Annotated in this window: 13 protein-coding genes and 1 pseudogene; 4 read left to right on the top strand and 10 right to left on the bottom strand. The window is 56.5% G+C overall.

The window, feature by feature from the left end; genetic code table 11:
* Nucleotides 1-35 precede the first annotated feature (35 nt).
* Nucleotides 36-881, bottom strand: coding sequence for an N-hydroxyarylamine O-acetyltransferase (nhoA, locus tag INF77_RS14165; protein ID WP_193532463.1), 846 nt, complete (start codon nt 879-881; stop codon nt 36-38).
* Nucleotides 882-989: 108 nt separating this feature from the next.
* On the opposite strand from nhoA, the gene INF77_RS14160 reads away from it, so the two are divergent.
* The 3 genes from INF77_RS14160 (at nt 990) to INF77_RS14150 (ending at nt 2476) form a co-directional block, all read left to right on the top strand.
* Nucleotides 990-1562: a flavin reductase family protein gene (locus INF77_RS14160; RefSeq protein WP_193532462.1), complete on the top strand. Its 573-nt coding sequence runs from the start codon at nt 990-992 to the stop codon at nt 1560-1562.
* A 126-nt stretch (nt 1563-1688) separates the two neighbouring features.
* The gene (locus INF77_RS14155) at nt 1689-2051 is read left to right on the top strand and encodes a CHAP domain-containing protein (RefSeq protein ID WP_193532461.1); all 363 of its coding nucleotides are present in this window, start codon (nt 1689-1691) and stop codon (nt 2049-2051) included.
* Entirely contained in the window at nt 2051-2476 is a 426-nt protein-coding gene (locus tag INF77_RS14150) for a DUF3828 domain-containing protein (RefSeq protein ID WP_193532460.1), read from the top strand. Before INF77_RS14155 ends, INF77_RS14150 begins: the two co-directional genes overlap by 1 nt.
* Nucleotides 2477-2544: 68 nt before the next feature.
* On the opposite strand, the gene fusA is transcribed toward INF77_RS14150, so the two are convergent.
* A complete protein-coding gene (gene fusA / locus INF77_RS14145) occupies nt 2545-4644 on the bottom strand; it encodes an elongation factor G (RefSeq protein WP_088205496.1) in 2100 nt (699 codons plus the stop codon).
* A gap of 160 nt (nt 4645-4804) precedes the next feature.
* Between fusA and INF77_RS14140 the strand changes: the two genes are divergently transcribed.
* Nucleotides 4805-5119 (top strand): helix-turn-helix transcriptional regulator, encoded by a 315-nt coding sequence (locus INF77_RS14140; protein WP_041909805.1) that lies wholly within the window; start codon nt 4805-4807, stop codon nt 5117-5119.
* Nucleotides 5120-5144: 25 nt separating this feature from the next.
* On the opposite strand, the gene INF77_RS14135 is transcribed toward INF77_RS14140, so the two are convergent.
* From INF77_RS14135 to INF77_RS23285, 8 genes and pseudogenes are all read right to left on the bottom strand, one after another.
* Nucleotides 5145-6146: a Kdo(2)-lipid IV(A) acyltransferase gene (locus INF77_RS14135; protein WP_193532459.1), complete on the bottom strand. Its 1002-nt coding sequence runs from the start codon at nt 6144-6146 to the stop codon at nt 5145-5147.
* A 192-nt stretch (nt 6147-6338) separates the two neighbouring features.
* Nucleotides 6339-6569: a tautomerase PptA gene (pptA, locus tag INF77_RS14130; RefSeq protein WP_045630478.1), complete on the bottom strand. Its 231-nt coding sequence runs from the start codon at nt 6567-6569 to the stop codon at nt 6339-6341.
* A 37-nt stretch (nt 6570-6606) separates the two neighbouring features.
* The gene (locus INF77_RS14125) at nt 6607-7224 is read right to left on the bottom strand and encodes a glutathione S-transferase family protein (RefSeq protein ID WP_041909801.1); all 618 of its coding nucleotides are present in this window, start codon (nt 7222-7224) and stop codon (nt 6607-6609) included.
* A 41-nt stretch (nt 7225-7265) separates the two neighbouring features.
* Complete coding sequence (locus INF77_RS14120) at nt 7266-8153, bottom strand: ABC transporter substrate-binding protein (protein ID WP_193532458.1); 888 nt, start codon at nt 8151-8153, stop codon at nt 7266-7268.
* Between the two features lie 9 nt (nt 8154-8162).
* Nucleotides 8163-8936, bottom strand: a complete 774-nt coding sequence (locus INF77_RS14115; RefSeq protein WP_045260613.1) for an amino acid ABC transporter ATP-binding protein — start codon at nt 8934-8936, stop codon at nt 8163-8165.
* Nucleotides 8920-9846 carry an amino acid ABC transporter permease gene (locus INF77_RS14110; RefSeq protein WP_047368635.1) on the bottom strand — a complete coding sequence of 309 codons (927 nt, stop codon included), beginning with the start codon at nt 9844-9846 and terminating at the stop codon, nt 8920-8922. Before INF77_RS14110 ends, INF77_RS14115 begins: the two co-directional genes overlap by 17 nt.
* Nucleotides 9847-9855: 9 nt before the next feature.
* Nucleotides 9856-10365: a GNAT family N-acetyltransferase gene (locus tag INF77_RS14105; RefSeq protein ID WP_028013279.1), complete on the bottom strand. Its 510-nt coding sequence runs from the start codon at nt 10363-10365 to the stop codon at nt 9856-9858.
* Nucleotides 10366-10374: 9 nt separating this feature from the next.
* Nucleotides 10375-12638: pseudogene (locus INF77_RS23285) on the bottom strand (NtaA/DmoA family FMN-dependent monooxygenase).
* Between the last annotated feature and the right edge of the window lies 1 nt (nt 12639).

The raw sequence follows: 12639 nt of genomic DNA, 5'->3' as shown, positions 1-12639 counted from the left end.
TCCCGCAGGCCCGGTAAGGCGTAGCCGCCACCGGGCTATTTCCCTGCCTGCGGATGCGTATCAAACCCCGCCATCACTGCCGTCAGCTCGGCCAGTGTAAAGCCGTGCTTCGGATCATCAACGCCAAGGCCAAACCGCTCCTGCATCAGCTTATACAGCGCCTGTGCATCCGGCAAATGGATCTGCTCCTCCACGTGACCGTTCTGCCAGTGGGTAAAGTTGAAGTTAGTCAGCGTCAGCTTGCCGCCGTCCGGCAGGTGGCGACACATCAGCAGATGATGACGAAAATGGGACTGCGGCCAGTGCGCCGACCAGAAGTTCCCCATCACGTAATCGCTGAAATACTGCGTCGTCAGGTCAAAGTGGTACATCGACTGCCAGTGCTCGTGGTGACGGAACTGTAATACCCAGTCGTTACCCTCGCTCAGAAGACGGTAAATGCCGTGCGGGGTTTCCTGTTCCTCGTTGGCGAGCAGGCGAATCGGCGCCGTCAGCGTCTGTCCACCAAACCCCACGTCGGCAATCCAGCGCTCGCCGTTCAGCTCAACCAGCAGCAGGCGGTGCGTGCGCGGCGGCATCTGCGATGGATTTGCCAGTACGACCCGCCCCAGCACGCTGCGCACGTTAAACCCGACTTCACGCAACACGCGCTCGAAAAGGCCGTTTTGCTCAAAGCAATATCCTCCGCGTCGCGCCGTCACCAGCTTGTCGACCAGACATTGATCGTCAAGATGGATTTCGCGCGGCAGGACGACATCAATATTTTCGAACGGGATCGCACAGTTGTGGTGTAAATGCAGCGCGCGCAGGGTGTCTATATCAACCCGTGTCGGTTGCGCCCACCCAATGCGGGCAAAATAGTCAGTCAGAAAGGGGGACATACATCATTTTCCTTTGATTGTGATGTTCTGTTTATAAACTAATTTTACGCACTCACTTTGATTTACGTGCTTTTTCGTCATACTCATCGTTACAGATGAGGAGATCCTATGAGCCACTTTCGCCCTGTTGAATTACGTCTTGCCAGCCGCCTGTTGAACCACGGCCCTACCGTGCTTATTACCAGTCGGGATGAAAACCTCGACAGACGCAACGTGATGGCCGCCGCGTGGTCCATGCCCGTTGAGTTTGAACCGCCGCGCATCGCGATTGTGGTGGATAAAAGTACCTGGTCACGCGAGCTTATCGAGCGCAGCGGAAAGTTTGGCATCGTCATCCCCGGCGTGGCGGCAGCTAACTGGACATACGCTGTCGGCAGCGTCAGCGGGCGCGACGAGGACAAATTCAACTGCTACGGGATCCCGGTCGTGAACGGCCCTGAGCTCGGGCTGCCGGTGATTGAAGAAAAATGTCTGGCGTGGATGGAGTGCCGATTACTTCCCGTCACCTCTGCGGCAGAGAAATACGACACGCTGTTTGGAGAAGTGGTTTCAGCGGCAGCCGATGAGCGCGCGTTTATTGCCGGACGCTGGCAGTTTGACGGGGATAAACTGAATACACTGCATCATCTCGGCGCGGGGACATTTGTGGCGAGCGGGAAGATGGTGAAGGCTCTGGATTGATTTCCTAAATTATATCCTACTGAATTATAGTGAATTTCTATGGCATTTTATGTTTACTATTGCGTTCTAAAACGGAGGATATTTCCTGAGTTGCAGCATTAGCACTCTCGCGTTAAGGAAATATCAATGACATGGAATAAAGATGGCGCAGTCTCATATGCTAAATCACACGCCCAACCGAAGAGCACGGGGTATTGTGCTCACTATGTCACCGAAGCGATCAGAACGGGTGGAAGATTAAAAATCCCCAATACGCGTCTGGCAAAAGACATGGGGCGGACATTGGTTAACGCTGGATTCCGCCTTGTATACGATCAACCCCATGCAGGCGACGTCGCAGTTATTCAAAATATTGTTGGTTATGATAGCGGGCACGTTTGCATATACGATGGTCAGCAGTGGATCAGCGATTTTGTTCAACGCACCATGTACCCAGGGCAGGCTTACCGCAACATACAACCACATTACGAACTGTTCAGGCATGACTAATGAAAACACTTTGGTTTTTTCTTTTCGCCCTTTCTCCGCTCGCGGCCGCAGAAAACGTTTATGCACCGGGTCATGCGGCGCTTAAATTCAATCAATGGTATATCGCGCAGTTAGATCAGCACAAACCGCCCGTACTTAACCCAGATATTATGAATGATTACGTTGCCTCGGGGACAATTGCAGCAATAAAAGAGTTGTATTCAGGTGACAGTAACGAAAAAGATATGCCCGATGCGGATATGTTCATCAAATCACAGGATTGGGATGAGGACTGGAATCAGATAACCATCCTGCACTCTGATTTTGACGCCGTTTGCACAAACGTTTATATCGCATTTGGTAAGAAGCAAGATCACGTTGTTGCAGATTGTCTTATTGAAGAACAAGGGAAATGGAAAGTCCGCTCGGCAACGCTAATTAAGTAACATGGATAATCTCCGTGTCGTAAAAAAAGCACATGGTAGCCCACCGACTACCATGTGCAATTAATTAACTACTTCGCACGCCGCGCAATAATCTCATCCGCCACATTTCGCGGTGCCTCTGCAAAATGATGGAACTCCATCGTGTACGTCGCGCGTCCCTGGGACATCGAGCGCAGCGTGGTGGCGTAGCCAAACATCTCGGCCAGCGGCACATCGGCGCGGATAATCTGGCTTCCGTACTGCTCCGCCATTCCCTGCACCATGCCGCGGCGGGAAGAGAGATCGCCCATGATGTTCCCGGCGTACTCTTCCGGCGTTTCCACTTCCACGTGCATGATCGGCTCAAGGATCACCGGATCCGCCCTGCGAGCGCCCTCCTTGAAGCCGAGGATCGCCGCCATGCGGAACGCCATCTCCGAGGAGTCGACGTCGTGATACGAGCCAAACGTCAGCGTCGCCTTAACATCGACGACCGGATAGCCCGCCAGCACGCCGCTGTTCATCGCTTCCCGCAGCCCTTTCTCCACGGACGGGATATACTCGCGCGGCACCACACCGCCCTTGGTGGCATCTTCAAATACAAAGCCACTTCCGGGCTCCAGCGGCTCCAGGCTCAGGACCACATGACCGTACTGCCCTTTCCCGCCGGACTGTCGGACAAATTTCCCTTCAATATCCTTCACCGCCTTGCGCAGGGTTTCCCGGTAGGTTACCTGCGGACGACCAATGTTCGCCTCGACGCCAAACTCACGCTTCATGCGGTCGACGATAATCTCGAGGTGTAGCTCACCCATCCCGGAGATAATGGTCTGACCGGACTCCTCGTCAGTGTGCAGGCGGAAAGACGGGTCTTCCGCCGCCAGACGCTGCAGCGCAATGCCCATTTTCTCCTGATCGCCTTTGGTTTTCGGCTCAATCGCCAGCGAGATCACCGGATCCGGGAACTCCATGCGCTCAAGCGTAATGACGGCGTTCGGATCGGTGAGCGTGTCACCGGTGGTCACGTCCTTCAGCCCCACGCAGGCCGCGATATCGCCCGCGCGCAGTTCGTCCACCTCATGGCGATCGTTGGCATGCATCAGCACGATGCGCCCGATGCGCTCTTTCTTCTCTTTCACCGGGTTATAGACCGCGTCGCCTTTGCGCAGCACGCCAGAGTAGACCCGGATAAAGGTCAGCTGCCCGACGTACGGGTCGCTCATCAGCTTGAACGCCAGCGCCGAGAACGGCTCATCATCACTCGGATGACGCTCCGCGTGCTGCCCTTTTTCATCCACGCCGTCAATGGCTGGCACGTCAAGCGGCGACGGCATCAGCTCAATCACCGCATCCAGCATGCGCTGCACGCCTTTGTTTTTAAAGGCGCTGCCGCACAGCATCGGCTGGATTTCGCCCGAGATAGTGCGAATGCGCAGCCCCTGGATAATTTCCGCCTCCGTCAGGTCGCCCGTTTCCAGGTATTTGTCCATCAGTTCATCGCTGGCTTCCGCCGCCGCGGAGACCATTTTTTCCCGCCACTCCTGGGCGGTACTGACTAAATCGTCCGGCACGGGGGCATAGGTAAACACCATACCCTGCGTCGCATCGTCCCACAGAATGGTGCGCATCTTGATGAGATCGACCACGCCGGTGAAATGATCTTCGGCCCCCACCGGGATGACAATCGGCACCGGATTGGCCTTCAGGCGCTCCTGCATCATCCGCACGACGCGGAAGAAATCGGCACCCGGACGGTCCATTTTGTTGACGAAGGCCAGACGCGGTACGTGATATTTATTGGCCTGACGCCAGACCGTTTCCGACTGCGGCTGCACGCCACCCACGGAGTCATACACCATCACCGCGCCGTCGAGCACGCGCATGGAACGCTCCACCTCAATGGTGAAGTCCACGTGCCCCGGGGTATCGATGATGTTGATCCGGTGCGGCTCAAAGCCTCTGTCCATGCCTGGCCAGAAGCAGCTGACCGCCGCGGACGTAATGGTTATCCCGCGCTCTTGCTCCTGCGCCATCCAGTCGGTGGTTGCCGCGCCATCGTGTACTTCACCCAACTTGTGGCTCATCCCGGTATAAAACAGGATGCGCTCAGTGGTGGTGGTTTTACCGGCATCGATATGCGCGGAGATACCGATGTTGCGATAACGTTCGAGAGGAATGGGTCGGGGCATGATATTTCCTTAGTCACTATGACGTGTTTGTGACGACCGGGATGGTCGTGCATTGGTTCGTTTGCTATAATAGTCCTATTGTACGAGTATTATCGAACTATTTTTTAAGGGTTGACCTATTGTTGATATAGCTCAATCTGACATCACGCGCAGGAAAACGATGATCCCTAACCACCCTGAAACTGAACAAATACTGCTGGAAAATGTGCTGTTTGCCCTCGGCAACCCGCTCCGGCTATCGATTATTCGCCGGCTCGCCGACGGCAGCGAACTCAGCTGTAACGCGCTGCGCCCGGAAGATGTGGTGAAGTCCACGATGACCCACCACTGGCGCGTGTTGCGCGACAGTGGGGTCATCTGGCAGCGTCCGCAGGGACGAGAAAATATGATTTCACTGCGTCGGGAGGATCTGGATGCCCGTTTTCCCGGGCTGATGGAGATACTGCTAAAGGCCAAAAGCGCTGCCGGAAACTAGCTCCAGCAGCCTTTTGCGTGGCGTTTTAGTGCTGCATGCCCGACTGCTGCGAGAATTCATCGTCGGTTAAGCCAGCCCGAGGGGGCGCGGAAATTTTTTTACGGGCATATCTGTCCGGCACGCCCTCAGGACGCGTCTTGAAGCGACGGTGCAGCCACATATACTGCTCCGGCGCCATCAGCACCGCGCGCTCGATCGCCCGGTTCATCTGGGTTGCGACAGACTCTTTATCCGCACCCTGCAATGACGCGCTGATATCTTCAAGAATAATCAGCTCGTACCCTGTACCGTCCTCTCTGCGGCGCGGCACAAACGGAATAACGGCAGGTTTCGCGCTTTTGACCAGCATATAGCTACCCGCCGTCGTGGCGGCATCCGGGACGGCGAAGAATGGCGCAAACACGCTTTTGGCTTTGCCATAGTCATGATCCGGCGCGTACCAGAGAATTTCATTCTGCTTCAGGGCACGGATCATGCCTTTTAAATCATGACGATCCAGCATGGTTTTATTCGAACGCAGACGACCGCGCGTTTGTAGCCAATCCAGGAGCGCATTATTGTTGGGACGATAAACCCCAATACCGGGGTTAAGCATGCCAAATATCCGCGCGCCCAGCTCAAGCGTCAGAAAATGCATGCCAACCAGCACCACGCCCTTTCCCTGCGCCCTGGCCTGCTCCATATGTTCGTAACCGCGCACGGTAAAGCATTTACGCACCCGCCATTCAGGCCAGAACCACGCCATGCCGGTTTCGATTACCCCCATTCCCACGGATTCAAAATTTCGCTGCAGCAAAGATTCACGCGCTTCTGCTTCCATCTGCGGAAAGCAAAGCTCCAGGTTGCGGCGGGCAATCTCGACACGGCGCGGTAGAAGGCGCATGGCTAACCGGCCCAGAACGTGGCCGAGTCTGAACAACAGCGAGTAAGGCAGCAGCATGATAAGCCACAGGGCGGCGATGCCTGTCCAGCTTAGCCAGTATCGCGGGTGGAAAAAAGCAGGTGAAAACCGGGGTAATTTTGTCATGAGAAAATTATCCTTTAATGTGACTGTCCTTAATTGATTCTGTTGTCGATCTTTCCTAAGGATTGATGAAATGTCGGTCGTGAACGTTAAGTGTAACGGATCAGATAAAACTTATTTTTATCGTTTTTTGCGAAAAGAAGGCGTAAGCGGCAGGAGAAACCGGGTAAGACGATTACCTCACCCGGCGAAAGATTACATTGAATACCCGGGCTTTTTAATCAACTCGTCCAGCTTCGGTCCGATTTCGGTATCCCAGACCTGTGCCTTCCAGTCTTCCGGGTTTACCTGGTTCAACGCCACCGATACTGAACCGTCTTTGCTGTTGAAATGGCGAATTATCACCTCGGCGATATCTGCCGCCAGCGCGTTTTTTTGCTCGTCGTTAAGATCGCGGGGAAAACATTTGATATCTACGTGTGGCATATGCAGGCTTCCTGTTATGTGTGAGCATTCCACGTTATCAGATAATGTTGTTTGCCTTTAACACCTTGTGCAGTTCCGGCAGCTGACACACGGTATCCGCAATCGCCGTAAGCTTCGGCGTATTTGTCGCAAACCACTCATGGCGAGGCCCCCAGGTGCGCGCCACCGCAATATACACATCCAGCAGCGTCAGCCGTTCACCCAGCGCAAACGGCGCGGCCTTAAGCTGATTTTCAAACCACAGATAGAGAGATTTCCGGTACTCAATGCAGTTTTTCTGCAGCTGTTCCGGCGCATCGGGCACCCAGCGTTCGGGATAGTCGGCGTAAGTAAAGGTGGGATAGACGTTCGCCACGAACCAGATAAGCAGACGCTGAAACTGCTGACGCTCGGCCTGCCCCACGGGTGGAGCGAGATCGGGACATCTGTCAAGAACCATGAGGGCAATCGCCGCCGTTTCGGTCATGATGGCGCCATTTTCCAGCTCCAGCGTGGGCACCTGGCACAGCGGGTTGAGTTTTTGCAGCAGTTCACGCTGCGGGCCGGGCTGGTCAAACCCGTCAACGTTCACAAATTGATAAGGGATATCGGCCAGGGTCAGCATCACTTCACTGATTGCCGAGCCCCAGCCGGGTACGCCATAGAGTTTCATCATGTTGCCCCCTCAGGAGTGAAAATCCTAAGTGTAGAGCACCATTAGTAGGTTATCCCAGGCGGGTTGACCTCCGATTGCGCCACCGCTTCGCCCTGTTCGCCCCAGCGCGCCAGCACCTTCTGATAATCACCGCGCTTAATCGCCCCGTCCAGCGCCGCCTGCAACGCGTACACCAGCTCATTGCCTTTTTTGGTCGTGGTCGCGACATAAGCTTTTTTCGGACCTAAACCGACCACGCGGGTTTTGCCGGTGAGCGCCGCTTTGTAAGCTGAAACCGACTGAGGGCCAAAGAACACGTCCGCCCTGCCGGACTGGATATAGAGATTGCCCGAGGCATCGTCGTGGAGATAGACCGGCAGCGCAGGCGCTCGCCCCGCCTTTTTATTCTCTTCGTTCCAGCCCAGCAGGATGCGCTCCTGATTGGTGCCCGAGCCGACAATCACCTTTTTCCCGGCCAGATCTTCCGCGCTTTTGATTGATTGAATCTTGCTGGTGGACTTCACCGAAAACGCCAGCGAATCGACGCGGTAGGTCGCAAAATCAAACTTCTCTTTACGCTGTTCGGTCACCGCAATGTTCACCAGCGCCACGTCGTAGCGCCCGGAAGCGATGCCCAGCGGCCAGTCTTCCCACGCCGTTGGCACCAGCTTTAGCTTCAGCCCCAGGCTGCCCGCCAGCAGGCGGGCGATATCCGGGTCGCTGCCAATCCGCGTGCGGTTATCGCTGGCCAGCAGCGCCAGCGGCGGGGAGTTCAGCATCGAGACGGCGACCGTCAGCGTACCCGGCTCAACGAATTTATAACCGGCGGGGATCTTCGCCACGGCCTGCCGATCCACCGTCACCGGCAGCGGCTGCTCGTTGGCTTTCAGATCGATGCTGGCGTGGCTTGCCGTTGTGAAGACCAGCACCGCCAGAAGTCCGTATTTCATCTGCGCTCCTTACAGCACTTTTGACAGGAACTGGCGTGTTCGCGCGTGCGACGGACGGTTCAATACCGCGTCGCTGCTGCCCTGCTCCACGATTTTCCCGTCGACCATAAACACCACCTGATCCGCCACCTCGCGGGCAAAACCGATCTCGTGGGTGACCACCACCAGCGTAGTGCCGGACCGGGCCAGTTTTTTGATCACGTCCAGCACCTCTCCCACCAGCTCCGGATCCAGCGCCGAGGTAGGTTCATCAAACAGCATCACGCGGGGACGTAAGGCCAGCGCGCGGGCAATCGCAATGCGCTGCTGCTGCCCGCCGGAGAGATGGCGAGACCAGGCATCGGCCTTATCCCGCAGCCCGACCACATCCAGCAGGCTGTATGCCCTTTCCACCGCCTCTTTTTTGCTGAGCTTCTTATGCGCGATGGGCGCCTCAATCAGGTTTTCCAGCACCGTGAGGTGAGGAAAGAGATTGAAGTTCTGAAACACATAGCCCACGTTGACGCGCTGCCTGAGGATCTCTTTCTCCTTCAGCTCATAGAGCTTGTCGCCCTGACGACGGTAGCCAATGTAGTCCCCGTCGATCTGAATAAAGCCTTCGTCGACGCGCTCCAGGTGGTTAATGGTGCGCAGCAGCGTCGATTTGCCCGAGCCTGAGGGCCCGAGAATGACCGTCACGGAACCGGGCGGGATCTCAAGCGAAACGTTGTCGAGCGCCTTATGGCGACCAAAATACTTGCTGACGCCGGTAATCGAGATATGTCCTTCAGGAGAGGCTTGCATGGATAGGCTCCTGTGCTGGCGTGGTGGTGACGGAACGGGTGCGACGGGCGGCGCGGTTCTGATTAACCGCAGAGCGGCGTTCGCTGCGGGCGAGTGCGCGTTCAACACCGTACTGGATAGCGGACAAGACGGTGGTAATCACCAGGTACCAGGCGGCACCGACCATCAGCAGCGGGATCACCTCCTGCGTGCGGTTGTAGATCATCTGGATGGTATAGAACAGCTCCGGCATTGCCAGGACATAGACCATCGCCGTCCCCTTGGCGAGGCTGATAATTTCATTGAACCCGGACGGCAGAATGGTACGCAGCGCCTGAGGCAAAATGATGCGCACCGTACGTCGCCAGGCCGGCAGGCCAAGCGCGGCGGCCGCTTCATACTGGCCGTGATCCACCCCGAGGAAACCCCCGCGAATAATCTCTGCGGTGTAGGCGCTCTGCACCAGCGTTAGCCCCACCACGGCGGTAGAGAACTGCCCGAGCACGTTAATGGTCTCAAAGCTGCCCCAGCTAATGCTGGTGAACGGCACGCCGAGGGAGAGCGTGTCGTAGAGATAGGAAAAGTTGTAGAGAATGATCAGCACCACGATCAGCGGCAGCGAGCGAAACAGCCAGATATAGCCCCACGCCAGGCTGCTCAGCAGCCATGACGAGGAGAGTCTCGCCAGCGCCAGCATGCCGCCCAACACCACGCTCAGCGCGGTACCGATCAGGGTAAGCAGCAGAGTCTGCCCTACGCCTTCGAGAATAACCGGGTCGAAGAACCAGCGGGCAAACACCGCCCACTCCCAGCGCGGGTTGAAAGCGACGGACTGGATCACGATCGCCAGGACAAACAGCGCCACCGCGGCGCCGACGGTCCGCAGCGGATAACGCGCCGGGACCACCTTAATGGTTTCAACGTTGCTCATCGTCGTTCCTCATGCGGTTTTACTGAACGCTTCGCGTACCAGCGTTTTAGTGAAGCGCAGCCGACCATCAAACGGCGGCTGGCTGTACTCTTCCGGATCCCGGTTCAGATCAAACTGTGGCTGGTAGCCCTGGCTGAGATAGAGCCTGACCGCTTCCGGCTGGCGAAAACCGGTTGTCAGGTAGATCTGGCTGTAACCTGCCAGCACCGCCCTGCGCTCCAGCTCCTGCACTACGCGTCCGGCAAGCCCCTGCTGACGCAGGGTTTTGTCCGTCCAGATGCGCTTGATTTCCGCGGTGCGTTCGTCGAAGGGTTTGTACGCACCGGTGGCGATGATTTTTCCGTCACGCTCCAGGACGATAAACAGCCCCTGCGGCGCTAAATACCACTCGGTGAGTTCCACTTCCGCGTCTTTAGAGAAGTAGTCACCGTAGCGGGCTGCATATTCACCGAACAGCCCCTCGATAATGGGCTGAAGTTCGGCATCTTCCGGTGAAACGTCACGAAATTGTTCACGCATAGCGCCTCCTTAATCACCCAGGCCATCAGGATTCACTTCTGACTGCGGAATACGCTCAACGCCTTCCCCCCAGCGGTTCAGCACTTTGTCGTAATCGCCGTTTTTGATGACGCCGTTCAGCGCGGTTTGCACCGGCTCAACCAGCCCGCTGCCTTTCTTCAGCGTCACCGCAATGTGCGCCGCCTTCGGCCAGCCGCCGTCGACGCTACCCACCAGTTTGGTTTTCCCGTTCAGCGCCGCCTTCCATGCGCCAATCACGTTCGGGCCAAAGTAGGCATCCGCGCGCCCGGACTGGAGCGCCAGCGTTTGCGCCGCATCGTCTTTGGTATAGATCGGGGTAAACGGTTTCAGCCCCTTCTTCAGGTTTTCAGCATTCCATGCCAGCAGGATGGCCTCCTGATTGGTCCCGGAACCAACGATAATCCGCAGCCCGGCGATGTCCTCAGCCTTCTGAAGCGATTCGATCGGGCTGGTCGATTTCACGTAGAAACCGAGGGAGTCCTTACGGTAGGTAGCGAAATCGAACTTCTCTTTTCGCGCTTTGGTAACGGTAATGTTGCTGATGGCGGCATCGTATTTCCCGGACGCCACGCCCAGCGGCCAGTCTTCCCACGACGTTGGCACCACGTTCAACTCAAGTCCGAGGCTGTCGGCCACCAGACGGGCGACGTCAACTTCACTCCCGAGCAGCGTTTTGTTGTCGTCGGAAAATACCGTCAGCGGCGGTTGATTGAGGCCCGCCACCGCCACGGTAAATTTCCCCGGCACGGCGAAGCGATAATCTTTCGGCAGCTGCGCCACTGCATCGCTGTTTTTGGCGGTATTGATCGGCGTTTTATTGGCCTCGATGCTCACGCCGGTGCCGTTAATGTTCACATTCTCTGCCCAGACGGCAGGGGTAAAGGCCAGCGCGAGCGCCAGAATAAGCGATGTTTTTTGCATAGCGGAGTTCTCTTTTATTGTTGTGTGAACTGGTTTTTCGGTTGGTCTAAGCCAAGGCTTTCGCGCAGCGTGGTTCCCGGGTAGTCGGTGCGGAACAGGCCGCGGGCCTGTAAAACGGGCACCACCTGGTCAACAAAGCGCGGAAAGGTATCCGGCGTACCGCCCTGGATGATGAAGCCGTCTGCGGCATAGCCTTCAAACCAGGCCTGCAGACCGTCGGCGACCTCCTCCGGCGTGCCGGAAAAGCGCGGGCGCGGCGATGCGGCCTCAAGCGCTACCTGGCGCAGGGTTAAGTTGCGCTCGCGGGCATTTCGCTTAATTTCATCGGTGGTGCTGCGGAAGCTGTTTTTGCCTAAGTCACCGATATCCGGGAACGGCTCGTCGAGCGGATACTGGCTGAAATCGTGATGTTCAAAATAACGCCCGAGGTAATTGAGGGCATCGGTAACCGACACCAGCGCCGCCGTGGTTTGATACTGGTTTTCCACGTCATCGGCGTCTTTACCCACAATCACGCTGACGCCCTGGAAGATATGTAAATCTGACGCGCGGCGGCCGTTTGTTTCCAGCTGCTGCTTCACGTCGCGGTAAAACGCTTTTGCCTCGTCGAGCGTTTCGTGATGAGTGAAAATGGCGTCGGCATGTTTTGCCGCCAGCTTTTTCCCGTCGTCCGACGCGCCCGCCTGAAAAACAATCGGACGCCCTTGCGGGGTGCGACCAATATTCAGCGGACCGGCGACCTGGAAGAAGTCACCGTGGTGATCGAGGGTATGCAGCCTGGCCGGGTCAAAAAACTGACCGCTCTCTTTGTTGCGAATAAACGCGTCGCCTTCCCAGGAGTCCCACAGCCCTTTCACCACGTCGAGATACTCATCCGCAATGCGATAGCGCAGCGCATGCTCGGGGTGTTTTTCGCGAGAGAAGTTCTTTGCCGACCCTTCCAGCGGCGAAGTCACCACGTTCCAGCCCGCACGTCCGTTGCTCAGATGATCGAGGCTGGCGAACTGGCGCGCCGTGGTAAAAGGTTCGCTGTATGAGGTGGATAACGTTCCCACCAGCCCCAGACGCGTGGTGATGCTTGCCAGCGCGGATAATACCGTTAACGGCTCAAAGCGGTTTAAAAAATGCGGAATGGATTTCTCATTTATATAAAGACCGTCGGCAACGAATAAAAAATCGAGTTTGCCCTCCTCCGCTTTTAACGCCGTCTCTTTTACAAATTCAAAATTAATGCTGGCATCCGCGACCGCCGCCGGATGACGCCAGGCGGACATATTGCCCGATGCACCATGCAAAATGGTCCCAAGCCGCAGTTGACGATGTGCAGACATA

It is taken from the genome of Enterobacter cloacae complex sp. P1B (assembly GCF_014982345.1).
GTDB lineage: Bacteria > Pseudomonadota > Gammaproteobacteria > Enterobacterales > Enterobacteriaceae > Enterobacter > Enterobacter bugandensis.
Note: the sequence above shows the minus strand (reverse complement) of the source record. Positions and strands in the feature narration are given on the sequence as shown.

What these genes read in the sequence shown, in the direction of transcription:
- nhoA (WP_193532463.1), bottom strand. Translation starts at nt 881, where the DNA reads ATGTCCCCCTTTCTGACTGACTATTTTGCCCGCATTGGGTGGGCGCAA.
- INF77_RS14160 (WP_193532462.1), top strand. Translation starts at nt 990, where the DNA reads ATGAGCCACTTTCGCCCTGTTGAATTACGTCTTGCCAGCCGCCTGTTG.
- INF77_RS14155 (WP_193532461.1), top strand. Translation starts at nt 1,689, where the DNA reads ATGACATGGAATAAAGATGGCGCAGTCTCATATGCTAAATCACACGCC.
- INF77_RS14150 (WP_193532460.1), top strand. Translation starts at nt 2,051, where the DNA reads ATGAAAACACTTTGGTTTTTTCTTTTCGCCCTTTCTCCGCTCGCGGCC.
- fusA (WP_088205496.1), bottom strand. Translation starts at nt 4,644, where the DNA reads ATGCCCCGACCCATTCCTCTCGAACGTTATCGCAACATCGGTATCTCC.
- INF77_RS14140 (WP_041909805.1), top strand. Translation starts at nt 4,805, where the DNA reads ATGATCCCTAACCACCCTGAAACTGAACAAATACTGCTGGAAAATGTG.
- INF77_RS14135 (WP_193532459.1), bottom strand. Translation starts at nt 6,146, where the DNA reads ATGACAAAATTACCCCGGTTTTCACCTGCTTTTTTCCACCCGCGATAC.
- pptA (WP_045630478.1), bottom strand. Translation starts at nt 6,569, where the DNA reads ATGCCACACGTAGATATCAAATGTTTTCCCCGCGATCTTAACGACGAG.
- INF77_RS14125 (WP_041909801.1), bottom strand. Translation starts at nt 7,224, where the DNA reads ATGATGAAACTCTATGGCGTACCCGGCTGGGGCTCGGCAATCAGTGAA.
- INF77_RS14120 (WP_193532458.1), bottom strand. Translation starts at nt 8,153, where the DNA reads ATGAAATACGGACTTCTGGCGGTGCTGGTCTTCACAACGGCAAGCCAC.
- INF77_RS14115 (WP_045260613.1), bottom strand. Translation starts at nt 8,936, where the DNA reads ATGCAAGCCTCTCCTGAAGGACATATCTCGATTACCGGCGTCAGCAAG.
- INF77_RS14110 (WP_047368635.1), bottom strand. Translation starts at nt 9,846, where the DNA reads ATGAGCAACGTTGAAACCATTAAGGTGGTCCCGGCGCGTTATCCGCTG.
- INF77_RS14105 (WP_028013279.1), bottom strand. Translation starts at nt 10,365, where the DNA reads ATGCGTGAACAATTTCGTGACGTTTCACCGGAAGATGCCGAACTTCAG.